Source organism: Aerococcus urinae, assembly GCF_001543175.1.
Taxonomy (GTDB): Bacteria; Bacillota; Bacilli; order Lactobacillales; family Aerococcaceae; genus Aerococcus; species Aerococcus urinae.
This window is the reverse complement of sequence record NZ_CP014161.1, coordinates 1,522,924-1,543,548: the sequence shown is the minus strand read 5'-3', so window position 1 is coordinate 1,543,548 and position 20,625 is coordinate 1,522,924. Positions and strand designations below refer to the sequence as shown.

The window sequence follows — 20,625 nt, the reverse complement described above, 5'->3', positions numbered from 1 at the left end:
TCTGTGTTATACTTACCTATCTGGATAAGACCGATTTAGTTTAAAATTAGAAATGGAGCTAATGTATGCAAAGAAAAGGATCAAAGAGACCCAATAACTTTTTTTCCAGTGGTCTAATTATCATTGTCATTTTCTTGGCGCTACTAGGAATAGTGAATTTCTTCTCGTCAGGAGGAAATTCGGCTGCTTCAGAGGAAATTAACCAATCCGAATTTATTCAAAAACTAAAGGATAAAGAAATTGAAACGGTTCAAATTAAACCTCGCGCAGGCGCCTATGAGATCACCGGGAAGTACCGGGAAGACAAGGAAGGAAGCGAGTCATCAACTTCCAATAATATTCCGATATTAAATAATACTGAACTCGACCAAGCTAAGGGGTTCATTGTCCATGTATTACCTAATGACTCAACCCTCTCAGCCATCAACCAAGCGGCAGAAGATTCAGGGACCGAAGTCGTGGCCCAAGAAGAAGATCAAACCAATATGTGGATTAGCTTGATCATGAGTGCCATTCCCTTAATTTTCTTCGTCTTTATCATGTATATGATGTTCTCACAAACCCAAGGTGGGGGACGGAACAACCCTATGCAAATGGGTAAGAGCCGGGTAGAAGATGTCTCTAAGAAATCACGGGTAAAATTCTCTGACGTTGCTGGTTGTGAGGAAGAGAAGGAAGAACTGGTTGAACTGGTTGACTTCCTTCGTGCTCCCAAGAAATACCACGATATTGGTGCTCGGATCCCTAAAGGGGTCCTCTTAGAAGGCCCTCCCGGAACCGGTAAGACCTTACTAGCTAAAGCCGTAGCCGGGGAAGCTAATGTACCTTTCTACTCCATCTCGGGGTCAGAATTTGTGGAAATGTTTGTCGGTGTTGGGGCTAGCCGGGTGCGTGACCTGTTTGATACGGCCAAGAAAAATTCGCCTGCTATCATCTTCATTGATGAAATTGATGCGGTTGGTCGGCAACGGGGCGCAGCTTCAGGTAGCGGTGGCCACGATGAACGGGAACAAACCCTCAACCAACTTTTAGTTGAAATGGACGGTTTTGAAGAAAAAGACAATGTGATCGTAATTGCGGCCACCAACCGTTCTGATGTTTTAGACCCTGCTTTATTACGTCCAGGACGTTTTGACCGCCAAATCTTAGTCGGTCGTCCAGATGTGAAGGGCCGGGAAGCCATTCTGAAAGTCCACGCCCGCAACAAGCCACTAGCTCAAAATGTCGACCTCAAAGTGGTTGCCCAACAAACACCAGGCTTTACTGGGGCGGAATTAGAAAACGTCCTCAACGAAGCCGCCTTATTGGCTGCCCGTTTGGATAAGAAGAGAATCGAGATGGTAGATGTGGATGAAGCCCAAGACCGTGTGATTGCCGGTCCGGCTAAACCAAACAGCCAACCAAGCTTAGAAGAACGCCGGGTAACCGCCTTCCACGAGGCGGGACATACTGTCTGTGGCATGGTCTTAAGCGACGCCCGCGTTGTCCATAAGGTAACCATTGTTCCTCGTGGTAAAGCAGGGGGGTATGCAGTGATGCTACCTAAGGAAGATCAAACCATGCACTCCAAGAAAAACCTTCACGAACAAATTGTGGGGCTGCTTGGAGGACGTGCTTCAGAAGAAATCTTCTTCGACACCCAGACCACTGGGGCATCCAATGACTTTGAACAAGCAACCTCTTTAGCCCGTAGCATGATTACTGAATATGGAATGAGTGAGGAATTGGGCCCGATTTCTTATGAAGGAAACCACTCCATGAGAGGCACCAACCCTTACCAACAAAAATCCTATTCAGGTGAAACCGCAGCTAAAATTGACCAAGAGCTCCGCAAGGTAATGGACCAAGCTCTAGAAGAGGCTAAAGACATCTTAAGTCAGCATAAGGAGCAAGTCCGTGTGATTGCTGAACATCTCTTGAAACTAGAGACCTTAAATGCTAAACAAATTAAGAGTTTATTTGACACCGGTCATTTACCAGATGATGATGAAAGTCAACAAAGTGGTCATGAAAATGAACCGATTTCTTATGAAGAAGCCAAAGAGAACTTGAAGAAATCTCAAATTGAACGTCAAAAGAAGGTTCAAGAAGAGGTCGATGATTCCAAGGAAGAGACCATTAGCTCTCCAGAGGAAGACCGCCGTGAGGATCATGCAAATGAAACTCAACATGATAATGCCACTTCCCAAGAATCAAATGATGATGACAAAGAATAAGCTTAACTTGATCGGTTAAGTAATTGGGACTGCGCCAAAAGACGCAGTCCTTTTTTCATGAGAAATTTTATGAGAGTCTGGTACATTGCCATGGCTTTTTAACAACCCAAATTCAAAAGCAGAACGGATGCTCTGGCCATTTAGCTGTGAACCAGTAAAATCAATCATTTGCTATTGATAGGTGATTTAGGCATAATAAAAAGGCATTAAGGAAAGGAATTAAAAAATGACAGATAAATTAGTTAAAGCAATTTCTAAAGATGGTTTTGTACGTTGTAGTGTGATCGATGCCGGTGACTTAGTGGAGGACGCCCACCAACGCCATGATACCTGGAGCGCAGCCACAGCCGCTTTGGGACGGACTCTAATCGGGACTTTGCTCTTAGCTGGCGATATTAAAGACGATGCCAGAATGTCGGTTCAAATTAAGGGCAATGGCTTGGGTGGAAAAATTGTCACGACCGCTAATGGAGCGGGCGAGGTCAAAGGTTATATTGACAATCCCCATGTTTCTCTTGACTTGAATGACCAAGGCAAGTTGGATGTCCGTAAAGTGGTTGGCACTGAAGGAAGCTTTTCAGTCACTAAGGACCTGGGTTTGAAGGAACCATTTAGTGGACAAACTCCGATTGTTTCGGGTGAGATTGCCGAGGATTTCACTTATTATTTAGGGGCTTCGGAACAAATTCCTTCTGCCATTGGTCTGGGCGTCCTGGTCAATCCAGATGAATCAGTCAATAAGGCGGGCGGTTGGATGTTACAAGTCCTGCCGGGAGCGAGTGAAGAGACCATTAGCCGCTTGGAGCGCACCGTTCAAGATCTCCCTCACATCACCAAATTACTTAGTCAGCATGCCAGCCTGGAGGAAATTATTGAACGTCTCTTAGGCGAAGGCCAAGCCAATATCTTGTCTACCCATCCGATAAGCTTTACCTGTGACTGCACCAAGGAACGCTTTGCTAAGGGCTTAGTCAGCCTAGGCAGTCAGGAACTCAAAGCCATTATTGAAGAAGATGGTCAAGCAGAAACCGTTTGCCATTTCTGTAATAGTCATTACCACTACAGTAAGGACGACCTGGAGAAACTCCTCGAGGAGGCCAAGGACTAGCCCTTTACCTTTAGTTGCTTAGTTGATTATGCTAAAATAGTAATAATAAATGCCAGAAGCTGATGAAGAGGTGTGTAAAATGGTAGAAAAACTGGATAATTTGCTCTTGACCATTGGAGAGACTCCACTGATTAAATTACAGCGGTCAGTCCCTTACCAAGCAGCGGATGTTTATGTCAAATTAGAAAGGCAAAATCCAACCGGTCACATCAAGGACCGTTCCTTATTAAATTTGCTGGAAGTCTATGAAGAAAAGGGGGACCTAGCTAGCGGGGCTACTTTAGTGGTTTGTGCTGACTTTGTCACTATTCGTTCCTTGGCTTGCCTAGCGGCTATTAAGGGTTATGATGGGGACTTCTTCCTTAATGAAGTGGTCAGTGAGGCTGACTTGAAAGCCCTTCGTGAATACGGTATGACCGTTCATCCTCTCAGCGATCCTGACAAAGTCACTGAGCAAAGACAAGCTGCGATTGAGAGTGGTCAAAATGATCATGCAGTCTTGCTCCATCCTGATAGTGACTATGCCTGCACGGTGGTCCACCAGCTGACTACGGGACCGGAAATTATTGAGGCCTTAGGTGGGAAAGCGCCGAATGCCTTTGTCTCGGCGGTATCAACAGGAGCTAGTCTCTCTGGTATCGGCCGGGCCCTCAAAGACGCGTCGGAAAAGATTGCCATTTTTGCTGTGGAAGCAAGTGGTCAATCAAGCTTAAATGATCTCGACACGGCTAGTGACTTACCTCTCCTTGATACCAGTCTCTTTGCTGAGATAATCCGGGTCCAAGACGGTCGGGCTTACCAAGAACAAGAGTGGTTAAAGGTCAATGAAGGACTTGAAGTTGACTTTCAATCAGCCTTGGCCATTACCGGAGCGATTGCCATTGCTGAACGTCTAGGCCGGGGGCATAAGGTAGTCACCATAGCTAATGGCCGGTAAGATGAAGGATGTGAGGACTCCGTCAGAGACTTGAATTGGTGGAGGAAAATACCATAAGCACAGCTATAAGGATGTGAAGAAGGATCAGGGAGGGCGATTCCTTGGAGGAAAAGATGATAAGATCAGCTATAAGGATGTGAGAACGCCGCTAAAGCCTTGAATTGCTGGAGGAAAATATCATAAGCACAGCAGGACTGTGCGTTGGAATTTTCTGAAGCAACTTCAAGGCTGGCGTTCGAACTCAACTTGTTGATCGTTCATCTTTTCTGAAAGGACATCCCCTACCCCTTCCGAACTCAACTAAACTGTGCCTTGGTATTTTCTGAAGCAACTTCAAGCCTGGCGTTCGAACTCAACTGGTCTGAGCGTTGGCAGTTTTAGTTGGGTTTGACTTGGCAGACTTGGAGTGATTTCACAAGTCAGAAACAAGCGAATGTTTCGCTTTTATTATGACTTGCTCCAATCATCCAAGCCTAGGCGCCAAGTCTCACACCCTGTGCGAAATGGACGTTCGTCCTGTGACTGGAGCAGGTTTAGAGAGTATGACAGTCACATCAAAGGACGAAATCAGAGGAAGAAAAGAGCGGGGCTTTTGTCTCTGCTCTTTTCTTCTGCCGTTTTTTCTGATAGAATCATTTGGTGTGTCTATAATTAGAAAGGGAGTACTATGATCAAAATCGGCAATATTGAAATCACTAACCCCATTGCGGTCGCTCCGATGGCTGGTGTCTCTAACGCCGCCTTTCGAACCATTGTCAAAGCCCAGGGAGCGGGGCTGGTTGTTTGTGAAATGATCTCTGACCAAGGGATTCATTTTAGAAACAAAAAGACCCTATCCATGCTGCATATTGAGGATGAAGAATGGCCCCTTTCCGTGCAAATTTTTGGTAGTCAGGCTGATTCTCTAGCTGAAGCAGCTCAATTTATTGAAGCCAATACCAAGGCTGCTATCATTGATATCAACATGGGCTGCCCGGTGAATAAAGTGGTTAAGACCGATGCAGGATCCAAGGCTCTCTTAGATCCCAATGAAGTTTACAAACGGGTGAAGACGGTTGCCGATGCAGTCTCCCTTCCAGTCACAGTAAAAATGCGGACAGGTTGGGACGATGACCATATTTTGGCGGTAGAGAACGCCCTGGCTGCCCAAGAAGCTGGCGCGAAGATGATTGCTATGCACGGCAGAACCCGGGAGCAAATGTATACCGGTAAGGCTAACTGGGACATTATCAAGCAAGTTAGCCAGCATCTTTCTGTGCCTTTTTACGGCAATGGAGATATCCGGACTCCCGAAGCAGCCAAGTACGCCCTCGATAACTATGGGGTTGATGGTGTTATGGTAGGACGGGGCTGCCTAGGTAACCCTTGGGTGATTCACCGCATGGTTCATTACGTGGAGACTGGCGAACTCCTTCCTGAAAAGACTGGCCTAGAACGGATTGAAGCCTGCAAGGATCACCTGACCCGACTGGTTGACTTAAAAGGGGAAAGTGTTGGGGTCCGGGAATTTCGCTCCATGGTAGCTTATTATCTCAAAGGAATCCCTCGTTCAGCTAAGGTCAAGGTGGCCTGCACCCAGGCTGATTCCTACCAAGAAGTCGTCGACCTGTTAAACAATTTCGCTAAGGCGACTAAAGAGCGTGAAAAGGCGCCTAAACGCCAACGCTTATCGCGGGAAGAACGTTTAGCACAAAGAGAAGCTGCTAAAAACCGTTAAATAGTATAGAATAAGAGGGAAGACCAAAAAAGCATGCCTGAAGGGCTGTTTTTAATAGAATGAAATAAAATAGTATGGGAGTGTCGATAATGGCAAAGGAAAACCAACAGCATGAAGCGATGAATGACCAAATGCAAGTCCGTCGCGAAAAAGTAGATGAATTAATAGAAAATGGCTACCAACCATTTGCGAAAGGCTTTAAGCGCGATGCCCTCGCTCAAGAAATCCATGACCAATATGAAGCTTTTGACAAAGACGAACTAGCTGATAAGGCAGTCTTTGTTAATATTGCTGGCCGCCTCATGACAAAGAGAGGAAAGGGTCGGGCAGGTTTTGGTCATATTCAAGACGGGTCTGGTCAAATTCAAATTTATGTTCGTAAAGACGAAATTGGCGACAAGGATTATATGGATATCTGGAAGAAGGCTGACCTCGGTGATATTATCGCTGTTTCAGGTTATGTGATGCGGACCAATACCGGTGAATTATCGGTTAAGGCAGAAGAATTAAAACATCTAACCAAGGCGCTGCGTCCACTTCCTGACAAGTACCATGGTTTACAAGACAAGGAACAAATCTACCGTCAACGCCATTTGGACTTGATTACTAACCGGGAGAGCTATGACCGCTTTGTTACCCGGTCAAAGATCATTAGTGAAATCCGTCGTTTCCTCGACCAACGTGGCTACTTAGAAGTGGAAACCCCAGTTTTACATAACATTCCTGGGGGAGCCAATGCCCGTCCTTTCGTTACTCACCATAATGCTTTAGATATTGATTTATACCTACGCATTGCTTTGGAACTCCATCTCAAACGCTTAATCGTCGGAGGAATGGAAAAAGTTTATGAAATTGGTCGGGTTTTCAGAAATGAAGGGATTGACCACACCCACAATCCTGAGTTCACCTTGCTGGAACTCTATACTGCTTATAGCGATATGTGGGACGTGATGGACTTAGTCGAAGAATTATACCACCATATTGCTAGCCAAGTGGTGGGATCAACCACCATTCCTTATGGGGACCACCAATTAGACTTCTCTGGTCAGTGGCGCCGGGTCCACATGGTTGACGCTATTAAAGAGGCGACTGGGGTTGACTTCTGGCAAGAAATGACCGATGAAGAAGCGCGTCAATTAGCCAAAGAACATCAGGTTGAATTCAAAGACACGGATGACTTTGGTAAGGTGGTTAACGAATTCTTTGAAACTTTTGTGGAAGAGACTTTAATTCAACCAACCTTTGTTTATGGTCATCCGAAGTCAATCTCACCATTGGCACGGGCCAATGAAGAAGATAGCCGCTTCACCGACCGCTTTGAAGCCTTTATTGCCGGAGCGGAAGCAGGCAATGCCTTTACTGAATTGACCGACCCGATCGACCAACGGCAACGCTTTGAAGCTCAAGTCAAGGAAAGAGAACTCGGTGACGATGAAGCCCAACATATGGATGAGGACTTCGTGGAAGCCCTAGAAACCGGGATGCCACCAACGGGCGGTTTAGGAATTGGGATTGACCGTTTGGTAATGATATTTACCAACTCGGACTCCATCCGCGACATCCTACTTTTCCCAACCATGCGTAATAAATAAAAATAAAAGAGTGCGAGCTGACGACGAAAAGTGAAACGCTGGAAGAAATATGCGGCAATCCTTGAAAAGGATTGCCAAATATTTCTGAAGCGGAGTTCACTTTTGTCAGCGAGCAGGTTTGGGTAGAGTGCGACGGGTGCTCCAAAGAGCAAGACCATTGGAAGAAAAGGGCGTAAAAATTCTTAGAGAGATTTGTCGCCATTTTCTGAAATGGACGCTTGCTCTGCGCTTGGAGCAGGTTTTGATTAGAAAATTTTTGTTTTAAAAAGAGACTGAGTCTTTTGCACCAGCTGATCTGCCATAAGTCTTAGGCTGCTTGATTTTCACTAGAAGGAAGATGAAGCAGCCTTTTTATTGATATAATTAAGTCAAACATACTTATAGATACATAACGATGAACTGACGCCTGCAGACAAGTCACTTGAGGAGGAAAGCTTATGAAAGACGTCACCCATTCAGAAAAAGAAGACCAAAAGAAAAACAGTCAGCTGAAAAGATTGCGCTTGGGCTTACATGCTGGGGCCTTATTAATCTTATTAGGCTACTATTATTTTTACCTGCCCCCTTTGAACTATGCCTCCATGGCTTTTTGGGCCTTTCTTGGTCTGGGAGCCTTACTTTTCTTTATTGCTGAAGCGGTCTATGATAGTGAGCTAAAACGAACTCACCGTCAGAAGGCCCGGCAAGCAAATCTTGGCCAGCGTTTGCGGTCTGCCTTGAGTCAAAAAGACCGGCCTAAGCGTAAATATCGGATTCTTTTTGCTGGAGTAGGGCTGGTACTCCTTGCCTATCTGGCTATCCAGGTGATTTATAGTCCCTTATTCATGGCTGACCGCTATGCCCATATGATCGAACTGGATAAGAAAGATTTTAAGGAAGACTTTCCAGAAACCGATGTGAGTCAGATCCCCTTGATTGACCGCGATACGGCTGCCTTATTAGGAAACCGCCGTCTGGGGGAACTTTCTGAATTGGTTTCTCAGTTTGAAGCGGCTCCTGACTATACGCAAATTAATATTCAAGGCCATCCCTACCGGGTATCCCCCCTGGAATATGCTGGCTTTTTCAAGTGGTTGAATAATTTTAGACAGGGGATTCCTAACTATATCCAAGTCGATATGGTTTCAGGAGATACTAAACTAGTGGGCTTAGAGCAGACCATGAGGTACACCAATGATGATCTCTTCTTCCGCAATGCCAAACGGGTCTTGCGCCTACGCTATCCCTTTGCTATTTTTAACCAACCATCCTTTGAGGTCGACGACCAAGGCCATCCCTACTATGTGGCGACCACTTATGGGAAGCATTTTATAGTCAAGGAGCCTGAACCTACAGGAGTGGTCTTATTGGATGCGGTAAGTGGGGAGACCCAGCACTATCAATTGGACCAAGTGCCTGGCTGGATCGACCGGGTCTATTCTTCCGACATTATCCTTCACCAACTGCAGATGAACGGGAAATACCGGGGCGGCTTTTGGAATGCCTTATTTGCTAAGGCGGGAGTGACCAAGCCCACAGCAGGCTATAATTACTTGCCCATGAACGATGACATCTTCCTTTATACCGGGGTCACTTCGGTAGCCCAAGATGCCTCAAATATCGGCTTTGTCTTGGTTAATATGCGGACCAAGGAGACCAGTTTCTACCCCTTGACCGCGGCTGAGGAAATTTCAGCCATGAAGTCTTCGGAAGGCTCTGTCCAAGAAAAAGGCTACCAAGCGACTTTCCCACTCTTAATCAATTTAAAGGGCAATCCTATGTATATCTTGTCTCTAAAGGACCAGGCTGGGTTAATTAAGCAGTATGCCTTAATTGATGTCAATAACTATCAAAATGTGATCATCGCTCAGTCAGTACCTGCTTTGATTGAAGAGTATGCCAAGGCTAGTGGTGCCCATTTTGAAGAGGTCAGTCAAATGGAAGACCTTAAAACTATTGAAGGGCAATTAGACCAAATCGCTGCCGTAGTCAAAGAGGGCAATTCGGTCTATTACCTGAAGATCGATGGCAGTATCTACCAAGTCCCCATTCAACTTAATGAAGAGCTTCCCTTCCTGGTGCCCGATACGGCGGTTAAACTCCAAGTCAAAGAGGACGGCCAGGTGGAGAAAATGGAAGTCGTCGATTAGTTGATTAAATCAAGAATGAAGGAAAGCCGGATTTCCGGCTTTCTTTTTGTTTTAGCTACTTATTTTCTCTTATTTCTATCTGTAGTGATCTAAAAGAGGAATTTTTAAATGAATTTGTTGACATTAAATCCAAAGGGTGGTAGAGTATTTAAGGTGCTTTTTGTATACAGATTCCTGTAAACAAAATACAGTCGTGCTGACTGATACATCATGGCACAACATAAATCACCAATAATCGATTCACTAGGTGTCGATTATTTCTTTTTTGTAGTAGATGACACACCAGGATGTGTGGCTTTAAAATGAAAACAGAAGAATTGGAAGGAGGAATAATAGTAAATGCCTACTATTAACCAATTATTACGTAAACCTCGTAAATCTAGCAAGGCAAAATCAAATTCACCTGCTTTGAACAGAGGTTATAACTCAATGAAAAAACAACCTACCCGTACCAACTCTCCTCAGAAGCGTGGAGTATGTACCCGTGTAGGGACGATGACACCTAAGAAACCTAACTCAGCCTTACGTAAATACGCTCGTGTACGTTTATCCAACATGGTTGAAGTTACTGCTTATATTCCAGGAATTGGGCACAACCTTCAAGAACACAGTGTCGTACTTATTCGTGGTGGTCGTGTTAAGGACTTACCAGGGGTTCGTTACCACATCGTTCGTGGCGCTTTAGATACTGCTGGTGTTGAAAACCGCCGTCAAAGTCGTTCTAAATACGGAACCAAAAAACCTAGAGACTAAGATTAAATCAGAAAGGAGGGCATTGGATGCCTCGTAAAGGACATGTTGCAAAACGTGATGTATTGCCAGACCCAATTTACAATTCAAAAATGGTTACTCGCCTAATCAGCCAAATTATGGTTGACGGTAAACGTGGTAAAGCAGCAACCATCTTATACAATGCTTTTAATATTATTAAAGAAGAAACTGGAAATGACGCTATGGAAGTTTACCAAGAAGCGCTTGAAAACATTTCTCCAGTTTTAGAAGTTAAAGCGCGTCGTGTTGGGGGTGCTAACTACCAAGTGCCTATGGAAGTTCGCCCAGAACGCCGTCAAACTTTAGCTCTTCGTTGGCTCGTTCAAGCAGCTCGTAACCGTGGTGAAGGAACCATGAACGTTCGTTTAGCGCGTGAAATCATGGACGCTGCTAACAACACCGGTGCTGCCGTTAGAAAACGTGAAGAAACCCACCGTATGGCTGAAGCCAACAAAGCTTTCGCTCACTTCCGCTGGTAATAAATTTTCCTGCTTTATTAGTGGAAATTTCCTAGTACGGCAGGTATCATAAGTGAGGACAAGTTTTTATTCTATTTTAAAGTAAAGGAGAGTTATTCAAAGATGGCTAAAAGAGAATTCCCTCTTGAAAAAACAAGAAACATCGGAATTATGGCCCACATCGATGCCGGTAAGACAACGACGACTGAACGTATCTTGTACTATACCGGTAAAATCCACAAAATTGGTGAAACCCACGAAGGGGCTTCCCAAATGGACTGGATGGAACAAGAACAAGAACGTGGGATTACGATTACTTCTGCAGCGACAACTGCACAATGGAAGGGTTATCGAGTAAACATTATCGACACCCCAGGGCACGTGGACTTCACGGTTGAAGTTGAACGTTCCTTACGTGTTCTTGATGGTGCCGTAACCGTTCTTGACGCTCAATCCGGGGTAGAACCTCAAACAGAAACGGTTTGGCGTCAAGCTGATACCTACCATGTTCCACGTATCGTATTTGCTAACAAGATGGACAAGATCGGTGCTGACTTCTTATATGCTGTTGACACCATCAAAGACCGCTTAGGAGCAAATGCTCACGCAATCCAATTACCTATTGGTGCTGAAGATAATTTCACTGGAATCATTGACTTAGTTAAGATGAAAGCTGAAATTTATGAAGACGAAATGGGTCAAGTGATTGATGAAGAAGATATTCCAGAAGAATATCAAGAACTTGCTGAAAAATGGCGTACTGACCTTGTTGAAGCCGTTGCAGATACTGACGAAGACTTAATGATTGCTTACCTCGAAGGTGAAGAAATCACTGAAGACCAATTAAAAGCTGCTATCCGTAAAGCAACCTTGAACTTGGAATTCTTCCCAGTATTATGTGGATCTGCCTTCAAGAACAAAGGGGTTCAGTTAATGCTAGATGCAGTTATTGACTACTTACCTGCACCTACTGACGTTCCTCCAATTGAAGCAGAACGTGCAAACAACCCAGATGAAACCTTTGAAGTTCGTGCAAACGATGACTCACCATTCTCAGCTTTAGCCTTCAAGGTGATGACAGACCCTTATGTTGGTCGTTTAACCTTCTTCCGCGTTTACTCAGGGACTCTTGAAGCTGGTTCATACGTGCTTAACGCTACTTCTGACACCCGTGAACGTGTCGGACGTATCTTATTGATGCACGCTAACTCTCGTTCAGAAGTTGAAGAAGTCTTCTCTGGTGACATCGCTGCTGCGGTTGGTTTGAAGAACACCACAACTGGTGACACCCTCTGTGATACCAAGAACCCAATTATTTTGGAAAGAATGGAATTCCCAGAACCTGTTATCGAAGTGGCTATCGAACCAAACACCAAGGCTGACCAAGACAAGATGCAAATTGCTTTGGGTAAATTAGCTGAAGAAGATCCAACCTTCCGTGCAAGTACCGACCATGAAACTGGTCAAACCATTATTGCCGGTATGGGTGAGTTGCACTTAGATATTATCGTTGACCGTTTGAAACGTGAATTCAACGTTGAAGCAACTGTTGGTGCTCCTCAAGTGTCTTACCGTGAAACCTTCACCAAACAAACACAAGCCCAAGGTAAGTTTGTTCGTCAATCTGGTGGTAAAGGGCAATACGGGGACGTATGGATCGAATTTACCCCTAACGAAGAAGGTGCCGGTTTCGAATTCGAAGACGCTATCGTCGGTGGGGTTGTTCCTCGTGAATACATCCCTTCAGTTGAAGCTGGTTTGAAAGACGCTATGGAAAATGGTGTCCTCGCAGGCTTCCCATTAGTTGACGTGAAGGCTAAACTTTATGATGGTTCTTACCACGATGTCGACTCCAGTGAAGCAGCCTTCAAGGTTGCCGCTTCTCTTGCATTACGTAATGCAGCTAAAGATGCTGGCGCAGTAATCCTTGAGCCTGTGATGAAGGTTGATATTGTTGTTCCTGAAGATTACTTAGGCGATGTTATGGGACATGTTTCCGCACGTCGTGGCCGTATCGAAGGACAAGAACCACGCGGTAACGCTTTAACCTTACACTCATTTGTGCCACTATCTGAAATGTTTGGGTATGCAACAACCTTACGTTCAGCAACCCAAGGACGTGGGACATTTACCATGACCTTTGACCACTATGAACCGGTTCCAAAATCTGTCAGTGAAGAAATCATTGCTAAATATGGTAAAGGTTCTGAAGATTAGTCTAAAGGCTTAAAAATCAAGGAAAGATGAGGTAGAGTCCTTGACTTTATCAAGGCCTATCTCATATAATTAAACTACTGAATCTATATACATAAGATAGAAATTTAGTGTTAACTTTTAGGAGGAAAATTATACAATGGCAAAAGAACATTTTGATCGTAGTAAACCACACGTAAATATCGGTACTTTAGGTCACGTTGACCACGGTAAAACCACTTTATCAGCAGCTATCGCTACTGTTTTAGCTAAAAATGGTTTCGGTGAAGCTAAAGACTACGCTGCGATCGATAACGCACCTGAAGAACAAGAACGTGGGATTACTATTAACACTTCTCACATCGAATACGAAACAGCTAACCGTCACTACGCTCACGTTGACTGCCCAGGCCACGCGGACTACGTTAAGAACATGATCACCGGTGCTGCTCAAATGGACGGTGCGATCTTAGTTGTTGCCGCAACTGACGGTCCTATGGCTCAAACTCGTGAACACATCTTACTTGCTCGTCAAGTTGGGGTTCCTTACTTCGTTGTATTCTTAAACAAATGTGATATGGTTGACGACGAAGAATTACTTGAATTAGTTGAACTTGAAGTTCGTGACTTATTAAGTGAATATGGTTTCCCAGGAGATGACGTTCCTGTAATTAAAGGTTCTGCATTAAAAGCTCTTGAAGGCGACGCAGATGCTGAACAAGCGATCTTAGACTTAATGGAAGCTGTTGACGAATACATCCCAACTCCAGAACGTGACACTGACAAACCATTCATGATGCCAGTTGAAGACGTATTCTCAATTACCGGTCGTGGTACCGTTGCTACTGGTCGTGTTGAACGTGGTAAGATCGAAGTTGGTAAAGAAGTTGAAATCGTTGGTTTAGCTGACAAACCTGAAAAAACAACTGTTACCGGTCTTGAAATGTTCCGTAAAACACTTGACTACGCTGAAGCAGGTGACAACGTTGGTGCCTTATTACGTGGTATTACCCGTGAAAACATCGAACGTGGTCAAGTTTTAGCTGAACCAGGTACCATTACTCCACATACCGAATTCAAAGCTGAAGTTTATGTTTTAACTAAAGAAGAAGGTGGACGTCACACCCCATTCATGAACAACTACCGTCCACAATTCTACTTCCGTACAACTGACATTACCGGTGAAGTTATCTTACCAGAAGACACACCAATGGTAATGCCTGGTGACAACGTTACTATGGAAGTTAAATTAATTCACCCAATCGCTATTGAAGAAGGTACTAACTTCTCAATCCGTGAAGGTGGCCACACTGTTGGTGCCGGTGTTGTTTCTGAAATTCTTTAATTTTAGAACATTCCAGAAAAAAGAGCTCATCCGAGCTCTTTTTTTATTTTATAAATAATTTTAGAACTAAATGGTTTACAAAACAGGTAATTGTCGGTATTTTATTAATAGTTATTTACTAAATTAAGACAAATTGTTAGAGAAAAAACGAAAGCAACTTGTCGGGGAGGAAAAGATATGGCTAGTAAGCATAATGGAAAAAAGGGCTTTTTAATTGCTCTGGTAACGGTGATCAGTGTCTTAGCACTGGTCTATTTAGGAGGGAGCTATTATTATCAAGGACACTTCCTGCCAGAAACGGTGATGGCTGCAACAGATATTAGTCACCAAAGTCCGGAAGAGGCAGAAAGTCGCCTCAAGGACAAGTTATCCGACTTAGGGGTTAAGGTTACGGAAAAAGATCAAGTAATTAAGGAAGTCAAACCCCAAGATGTTGGAATTCAATTTAATATCAATTCTTCCTTAGAACAGGTCTTAGCTCAACAAAATGCTTGGACTTGGCCTTTAGCTTGGTTTAACCAAGACCATGGTGTCTTAGCCGTTGAAGAAAGTAAGAATAATGAAGCTGCCCTTAAGGGGTTGGTTAATGACTTAGCGATTAATAATGCTGAGCGCCAAGCTCCCACTAATGCCCAAGTGGTAGTGGACCAGGCCAATAACCAATTAAGCATTAAAAAAGAAAGCCATGGGAACCAAGTATCAAAGGAAAAATTAGGCCAATTGATTCAATCAGCCATCGACCAAGGGCAAGATCAGGTGAAGTTGGAGGATGCTTACTTAGAGCCTCAAGTGAAATCCGATGACCCCGAAATACAAAAGCAGATGGAGCAATTTAATAAGATTTCTTCTATGAAGCTAGCCCTTAATATCGAAGATAAAGACTATCCGATTGATCCCGCCACCATTCAAAGTTGGCTGATTGTTCAAGCGGACTCTTCGATTGATGTGGACCGGTCTAAGATTTCAGCTTACTTACAAGAGCTCAACCAAAAAGTGTCTGGCTTATTAAACCCACACGAATTTAAGTCCACCATGTCAGGGACAGTGACCATTTTCCCTGGCATTTATGGCTGGTATATTGACCGTGACCGCGCGGTAGAAGAAGTGGCCCAAGCGGTCTTAGCCGGTGAGGATAAGAGTTTTGAACCAAGTATTGCCGGTCAAGGCTACAAGGTGGATAATTTCTTTGGCGACACTTATATTGAAGTCGATATCCCTAACCAAAAACTATTCCTCTATGAAAATGGCCAACTGAGTCTGGAAACCGATGTGATTACTGGACAAGACAAGTCGCCAACCATTCCGGGTGCCAATGAAATTTGGAATATGGAGTCACCAAGTATCCTAAGAGCCAATTCACCAATCACTGGGATCCCTTATGAGCAACCAGTAGATTATTGGATGGCTTTTGACTACCATGCGGAAGGCATCCATGATGCTAAGTGGCAACCGGCCTTTGGTGGTCAACTCTACCGCAACATGGCAGGGTCCTACGGTTGTGTCAATACCTCAATCAATGTCATGCCTACCATCTTTGCTAAATCTTATGTGGGTATGCCAGTGGTCATCTTTAATGAAGAATCTCTTCATTAAATAAGCAGACTATTTATAGCAACAAAAATGAACATATAATAGTAATATAGGAGAGAAACCGAGTCTTATCAGATAGAAAGCCTCGGTTTCTTTTTGTCTATCTAAGTGAGTCCAGTCGACCAATTCAGCGGGAACTTAGACAATATAGCTCATGCCTAAAGTTATTAGGGGTAGGCTTGGAGACAAGAGGGCGGTTTAAGAAAGTTTTTGGCGATTTTTTTAAAAAAGTAGGCGGAAACCCTTGATATCACATCGACATGTCTGTATAATTGTAAGAGTGCTGTAAATTCCAGGGGTTACTATGCCCTGGGGTCAATCAGCCCAAGCTTTGAAGTATGAGGTTGCGACACACCCGGGAGCTTTGCCAAGAGGGTGGAGCCGGTCTTTCATATGGAGCTAGTCAATCGTAGAATTATGACGAGGAGGAAATATAATGGCAAAACAAAAAATTCGTATCCGCTTAAAGGCTTATGAACATCGTGCGTTAGACCAATCCGCACAAAAAATTGTAGAAACCGCTAAACGTACAGGAGCACAAGTAGCAGGGCCAATCCCACTACCAACTGAACGCTCAATCTTCACCGTGATCCGTGCAACTCACAAGTACAAAGACTCACGGGAACAATTCGAAATGCGTACACACAAACGCCTAGTGGATATTGTTAACCCAACACCTAAAACAGTCGACGCTTTAATGAAACTCGACTTACCAAGTGGTGTGGACATCGAAATCAAACTTTAATTTAGTTAACCAATTTTAAAAAAATAATTTTATGGAGGTGTAATCATGACTAAAGGAATCTTAGGTAAAAAAGTAGGTATGACTCAGTTCTTCACTGAATCTGGCGAATTAGTGCCAGTTACTGTTATCGAAGCTCAAGCTAATGTTGTTTTACAAGTGAAAACTTTGGAAAACGATGGTTACGAAGCTGTTCAATTAGGTTTCGACGACAAACGTGAAGTTCTTGCCAATAAACCTGAACAAGGTCATGTAGCAAAAGCAGAAACTACTCCTAAGCGCTTCATTCGCGAATTCAAAGATGTTGAGCTAGGAGAATACGAAGTAGGTAGCGAAGTAAAGGTGGATATTTTCCAAGAAGGCGACATCGTTGATGTAACTGGAACCTCTAAAGGTAAAGGTTTCCAAGGCGCGATCAAACGTCATGGTCAACAACGTGGTCCTATGTCTCACGGTTCTCACTACCACCGTGCTGCTGGATCAATGGGTATGGCTTCAGATGCTTCCAAAGTCTTTAAGGGTAAAAACTTACCAGGACAAATGGGTGGCAACACTGTAACCATTCAAAACTTAGAAATCGTTAAAGTGATGGCAGATAAGAATGTTATCTTAGTGAAAGGTAATGTTCCAGGTGCCAAGAAATCACTCGTTGAAATCAAGACAGCTGCTAAATCAGCTGAATAATTGAGGAAGGAGGAAGAAAATAATGGCTAAAATCAACTTATATAAACAAGATGGTTCACAAAACGGCGAAATCGAAGTAAAAGACGACATCTTCGCTATTGAACCAAACGAAACCGCAATCTTTGATGTTATTTTGATGCAACGCGCTTCCCGTCGCCAAGGAACACATTCAGTGAAAAACCGTTCCGCTGTTAGTGGTGGTGGACGTAAACCATGGCGTCAAAAAGGAACCGGTCGTGCTCGTCAAGGTTCTATCCGAGCTCCTCAATGGGTTGGTGGTGGACGCGCATTCGGTCCTACCCCACGTTCATACAGCTACAAGTTACCTCGTAAGGTACGTCGCTTAGCTTTACGTTCTGCATTATCACGTAAGGTGAGCCAAGACAACTTAGTGGTTGTTGACGCACTTAGCTTAGATGCACCAAAGACCAAAGAATTCAAAAACATTCTCGAAAACTTAAATGTTAACGAAAAAGTCTTAGTGGTTGTAGATAAAGACAACACTAACGCCCACTTATCTGCACGTAACTTAAACAACGTTACCGTAGTTGATGAAGATAACGTGAACGTTTACGATTTAGAAAACCATGTGAAAGTGCTTATGACTCAATCAGCTCTTTCTAACGTAGAGGAGGTACTTGCATAATGAGTGCTCAAGATATTATTCTACGCCCAATCATTACTGAAGCTTCAATGGAAGCTATGGATGACAACAAGTACACTTTTGAAGTAGCTACAGACGCTAACAAAACTCAAGTGAGACAAGCTGTTGAAGAACTTTTCCAAGTAAAAGTTGTTAAAGTAAACATCCTTAATGTACGTGGCAAGTTAAAACGTATGGGACGTTATGCAGGTTATACCCGCAAACGTCGCAAAGCCATTGTCGAAGTTGCCGAAGGTCAATCAATTGAAATCTTCCCAACAACTGATGAAGATTCTGAAGAATAGGAGGAATTAACGTGGCGATTAAAGTTTATAAAGCGACAACTAACGGACGTCGTAATATGTCAGGTTCTGATTTTTCCGAAATCACCAAGAAAACACCTGAAAAAAGCTTATTAGCTAAACAATCCAGAAGAGCTGGACGCAACAACCAAGGTCGTATCACTGTTCGTCACCATGGTGGTGGCCACAAACAAGCTTATCGTTTAATCGACTTCAAACGTAACAAAGATAACGTTGAAGGCGTGGTTAAGGCTATCGAATACGATCCAAACCGTTCCGCTAACATCGCATTAATCCATTATACTGACGGGGTTAAAACCTACATCATCGCACCTAAAGGCTTACAAGTAGGTACCCGGATCCAATCTGGTGCTGACGCTGATATCAAAGTAGGTAACGCTTTACCTCTTAAGAATATCCCAGTGGGTACTGTGATCCATAACATCGAAACCAAACCTGGTAAGGGTGGCCAATTAGTTCGTGCTGCTGGTACCAGTGCTCAAGTTTTAGGTAAAGAAGACAAATATGTCCTCGTAAAATTAAACTCTGGTGAAGTACGTTTTATCTTAGGGACATGCCGGGCGACAGTCGGTTCTGTTGGTAATGAACAACACGAATTGATTAACAGCGGTAAAGCTGGACGTAGTCGCTGGTTAGGTAAACGCCCAACTGTTCGTGGTTCCGTAATGAACCCTAACGATCACCCACACGGTGGTGGTGAAGGTCGTGCACCAATCGGACGTAAGGTTCAAATGACCCCATGGGGTAAACCAGCTCGTGGTATTAAGACTCGTGATAAGAACGCACGTAGCAATAAATTAATTGTACGTCACCGTAGCAAGAAACGTTAAACTAACTAGATCTTGACGAAAGGAGCCAGAGTAAATGAGCCGTAGTATTAAAAAAGGACCTTTTTGTGACGAACACTTAATGAAAAAGGTTCAAGAACAACAAGACAACGATAAAAAACAAGTAATCAAAACATGGTCCCGTCGTTCAACAATCTTTCCTAACTTCATTGGTTTAACGATTGCTGTTCACGATGGACGTAAACATGTTCCAGTTTATATTCAAGAAGACATGGTTGGACACAAATTAGGTGAATTTGTTCCTACCCGTACTTACCATGGTCATGCTGCAGACGACAAGAAGACACGTCGTTAATGCGAGAGGAGGAAAATAAATAATGGCAGAACAAGTTTTATCTGCAAAAGCTACTGCGAAAACAGTTCGAATTCCAGCCCGTAAAGCGCGCTTAGTAATTGACTTAATTCGCAACAAGAGCGTTGGCGAAGCAATCGCTATTCTAAAAAACACCCCTCGTGCAGCTAGTCCTGTGATTGAAAAGGTGTTAATGTCAGCTGTTGCTAACGCAGAACACAATTCAGACTTAGATGTAACTAAATTATATGTCAGTGAAGCCTATGTGAACGAAGGACCAACCATGAAACGCTTCCGTCCACGTGCTAAAGGCGCAGCTTCACGTATCAATAAACGCACCAGCCACATTACTGTTGTGGTAAAAGAAGCAGAGGAGGAGTAATTAGTGGGTCAAAAAATTAATCCAACCGGTTTACGTATCGGGGTCATTAAAGACTGGGATGCACGCTGGTTTGAAGAAAAAGATTATGCCAACACGTTACATGAAGACTTAGCTGTCCGTGATTATATTGAAGACGCGCTAAAAGATGCTTCAATCTCACAAGTTGAAATTGAACGTGCAGCTAACAAGGTAAACATCAATGTGCATACCGCAAAACCAGGTATGGTTATCGGTAAGGGTGGTTCTGAAGTTGAAAAACTCCGTAAAGACCTCAACCAATTAACCGGTAAACGCGTGCACATCAACGTTATCGAAGTTAAACAACCTGACTTAAGTGCAGAATTAGTCGGCGAAAACATCGCTCAACAATTAGAAAACCGTATTGCTTTCCGTCGTGCGATGAAACAAGCCATTCAACGCACCATGAAAGCAGGCGCTCAAGGTATCAAAGTCCAAGTATCTGGCCGTTTAAACGGTGCTGATATGGCTCGTACCGAAGCATTAGACGAAGGAACTGTTCCACTACATACCCTACGTGCTGACATTGATTATGCCTGGGTAGAAGCAGACACCACCTATGGTAAAATTGGTGTTAAAGTTTGGATTTGCCGTGGAGAAGTTCTTCCAACAACTAATAATCAAGAGGAGGAATAAT

At 43.7% G+C, this 20,625-nt stretch carries 19 protein-coding genes; all 19 read left to right on the top strand.

Going from position 1 to position 20,625, the window contains the following annotated elements; genetic code table 11:
* The first annotated feature begins 65 nt into the window (after window positions 1–65).
* Window positions 66–2,216 carry an ATP-dependent zinc metalloprotease FtsH gene (gene ftsH, locus AWM73_RS07035; protein WP_060778685.1) on the top strand — a complete coding sequence of 717 codons (2,151 nt, stop codon included), beginning with the start codon at window positions 66–68 and terminating at the stop codon, window positions 2,214–2,216.
* Between the two features lie 226 nt (window positions 2,217–2,442).
* The gene (gene hslO, locus AWM73_RS07030; RefSeq protein WP_060778684.1) at window positions 2,443–3,324 is read left to right on the top strand and encodes an Hsp33 family molecular chaperone HslO; all 882 of its coding nucleotides are present in this window, start codon (window positions 2,443–2,445) and stop codon (window positions 3,322–3,324) included.
* Window positions 3,325–3,403: 79 nt separating this feature from the next.
* Window positions 3,404–4,261, top strand: coding sequence for a pyridoxal-phosphate dependent enzyme (locus tag AWM73_RS07025; protein WP_060778683.1), 858 nt, complete (start codon window positions 3,404–3,406; stop codon window positions 4,259–4,261).
* Between the two features lie 667 nt (window positions 4,262–4,928).
* Window positions 4,929–5,978, top strand: coding sequence for a tRNA dihydrouridine synthase DusB (gene dusB, locus AWM73_RS07020; RefSeq protein ID WP_060778682.1), 1,050 nt, complete (start codon window positions 4,929–4,931; stop codon window positions 5,976–5,978).
* An 89-nt stretch (window positions 5,979–6,067) separates the two neighbouring features.
* On the top strand, window positions 6,068–7,570 hold the full coding sequence (lysS, locus tag AWM73_RS07015; protein WP_060778681.1) for a lysine--tRNA ligase: 1,503 nt from the start codon (window positions 6,068–6,070) through the stop codon (window positions 7,568–7,570).
* 437 nt (window positions 7,571–8,007) lie between these two features.
* Window positions 8,008–9,699 (top strand): hypothetical protein, encoded by a 1,692-nt coding sequence (locus tag AWM73_RS07010; protein WP_060778680.1) that lies wholly within the window; start codon window positions 8,008–8,010, stop codon window positions 9,697–9,699.
* 339 nt (window positions 9,700–10,038) lie between these two features.
* Window positions 10,039–10,452 carry a 30S ribosomal protein S12 gene (gene rpsL, locus AWM73_RS07005; protein WP_013669654.1) on the top strand — a complete coding sequence of 138 codons (414 nt, stop codon included), beginning with the start codon at window positions 10,039–10,041 and terminating at the stop codon, window positions 10,450–10,452.
* A gap of 26 nt (window positions 10,453–10,478) precedes the next feature.
* On the top strand, window positions 10,479–10,949 hold the full coding sequence (rpsG, locus tag AWM73_RS07000) for a 30S ribosomal protein S7 (protein ID WP_060778679.1): 471 nt from the start codon (window positions 10,479–10,481) through the stop codon (window positions 10,947–10,949).
* Window positions 10,950–11,051: 102 nt separating this feature from the next.
* Window positions 11,052–13,145: an elongation factor G gene (fusA, locus tag AWM73_RS06995; protein ID WP_060778678.1), complete on the top strand. Its 2,094-nt coding sequence runs from the start codon at window positions 11,052–11,054 to the stop codon at window positions 13,143–13,145.
* Window positions 13,146–13,281: 136 nt separating this feature from the next.
* Window positions 13,282–14,466 (top strand): elongation factor Tu, encoded by a 1,185-nt coding sequence (gene tuf, locus AWM73_RS06990; protein ID WP_060778677.1) that lies wholly within the window; start codon window positions 13,282–13,284, stop codon window positions 14,464–14,466.
* A 177-nt stretch (window positions 14,467–14,643) separates the two neighbouring features.
* Complete coding sequence (locus AWM73_RS06985) at window positions 14,644–16,059, top strand: L,D-transpeptidase family protein (protein ID WP_060778676.1); 1,416 nt, start codon at window positions 14,644–14,646, stop codon at window positions 16,057–16,059.
* Between the two features lie 433 nt (window positions 16,060–16,492).
* Complete coding sequence (gene rpsJ, locus AWM73_RS06980) at window positions 16,493–16,801, top strand: 30S ribosomal protein S10 (RefSeq protein ID WP_060778675.1); 309 nt, start codon at window positions 16,493–16,495, stop codon at window positions 16,799–16,801.
* 45 nt (window positions 16,802–16,846) lie between these two features.
* A complete protein-coding gene (rplC, locus tag AWM73_RS06975) occupies window positions 16,847–17,482 on the top strand; it encodes a 50S ribosomal protein L3 (RefSeq protein WP_013669423.1) in 636 nt (211 codons plus the stop codon).
* A 22-nt stretch (window positions 17,483–17,504) separates the two neighbouring features.
* Entirely contained in the window at window positions 17,505–18,128 is a 624-nt protein-coding gene (gene rplD, locus AWM73_RS06970) for a 50S ribosomal protein L4 (RefSeq protein WP_060778674.1), read from the top strand.
* On the top strand, window positions 18,128–18,430 hold the full coding sequence (gene rplW, locus AWM73_RS06965; RefSeq protein WP_060778673.1) for a 50S ribosomal protein L23: 303 nt from the start codon (window positions 18,128–18,130) through the stop codon (window positions 18,428–18,430). The genes rplD and rplW overlap by 1 nt, the downstream gene beginning before the upstream one ends.
* An 11-nt stretch (window positions 18,431–18,441) precedes the next feature.
* Window positions 18,442–19,278 carry a 50S ribosomal protein L2 gene (gene rplB / locus AWM73_RS06960; RefSeq protein ID WP_013670129.1) on the top strand — a complete coding sequence of 279 codons (837 nt, stop codon included), beginning with the start codon at window positions 18,442–18,444 and terminating at the stop codon, window positions 19,276–19,278.
* Window positions 19,279–19,312: 34 nt separating this feature from the next.
* Complete coding sequence (gene rpsS / locus AWM73_RS06955) at window positions 19,313–19,591, top strand: 30S ribosomal protein S19 (RefSeq protein ID WP_013668682.1); 279 nt, start codon at window positions 19,313–19,315, stop codon at window positions 19,589–19,591.
* Window positions 19,592–19,613: 22 nt separating this feature from the next.
* Window positions 19,614–19,970 (top strand): 50S ribosomal protein L22, encoded by a 357-nt coding sequence (gene rplV, locus AWM73_RS06950; protein WP_013669907.1) that lies wholly within the window; start codon window positions 19,614–19,616, stop codon window positions 19,968–19,970.
* Window positions 19,971–19,973: 3 nt separating this feature from the next.
* The gene (rpsC, locus tag AWM73_RS06945) at window positions 19,974–20,624 is read left to right on the top strand and encodes a 30S ribosomal protein S3 (RefSeq protein WP_013668835.1); all 651 of its coding nucleotides are present in this window, start codon (window positions 19,974–19,976) and stop codon (window positions 20,622–20,624) included.
* Window position 20,625: the final 1 nt, after the last annotated feature.

Coding starts and splice junctions, on each gene's coding strand:
- rplW (WP_060778673.1), top strand. CDS start 18,128: ATGAGTGCTCAAGATATTATTCTACGCCCAATCATTACTGAAGCTTCA.
- rpsS (WP_013668682.1), top strand. CDS start 19,313: ATGAGCCGTAGTATTAAAAAAGGACCTTTTTGTGACGAACACTTAATG.
- rplC (WP_013669423.1), top strand. CDS start 16,847: ATGACTAAAGGAATCTTAGGTAAAAAAGTAGGTATGACTCAGTTCTTC.
- rplD (WP_060778674.1), top strand. CDS start 17,505: ATGGCTAAAATCAACTTATATAAACAAGATGGTTCACAAAACGGCGAA.
- rpsJ (WP_060778675.1), top strand. CDS start 16,493: ATGGCAAAACAAAAAATTCGTATCCGCTTAAAGGCTTATGAACATCGT.
- fusA (WP_060778678.1), top strand. CDS start 11,052: ATGGCTAAAAGAGAATTCCCTCTTGAAAAAACAAGAAACATCGGAATT.
- rplV (WP_013669907.1), top strand. CDS start 19,614: ATGGCAGAACAAGTTTTATCTGCAAAAGCTACTGCGAAAACAGTTCGA.
- AWM73_RS07025 (WP_060778683.1), top strand. CDS start 3,404: ATGGTAGAAAAACTGGATAATTTGCTCTTGACCATTGGAGAGACTCCA.
- AWM73_RS06985 (WP_060778676.1), top strand. CDS start 14,644: ATGGCTAGTAAGCATAATGGAAAAAAGGGCTTTTTAATTGCTCTGGTA.
- rpsL (WP_013669654.1), top strand. CDS start 10,039: ATGCCTACTATTAACCAATTATTACGTAAACCTCGTAAATCTAGCAAG.
- dusB (WP_060778682.1), top strand. CDS start 4,929: ATGATCAAAATCGGCAATATTGAAATCACTAACCCCATTGCGGTCGCT.
- rpsG (WP_060778679.1), top strand. CDS start 10,479: ATGCCTCGTAAAGGACATGTTGCAAAACGTGATGTATTGCCAGACCCA.
- ftsH (WP_060778685.1), top strand. CDS start 66: ATGCAAAGAAAAGGATCAAAGAGACCCAATAACTTTTTTTCCAGTGGT.
- lysS (WP_060778681.1), top strand. CDS start 6,068: ATGGCAAAGGAAAACCAACAGCATGAAGCGATGAATGACCAAATGCAA.
- tuf (WP_060778677.1), top strand. CDS start 13,282: ATGGCAAAAGAACATTTTGATCGTAGTAAACCACACGTAAATATCGGT.
- AWM73_RS07010 (WP_060778680.1), top strand. CDS start 8,008: ATGAAAGACGTCACCCATTCAGAAAAAGAAGACCAAAAGAAAAACAGT.
- hslO (WP_060778684.1), top strand. CDS start 2,443: ATGACAGATAAATTAGTTAAAGCAATTTCTAAAGATGGTTTTGTACGT.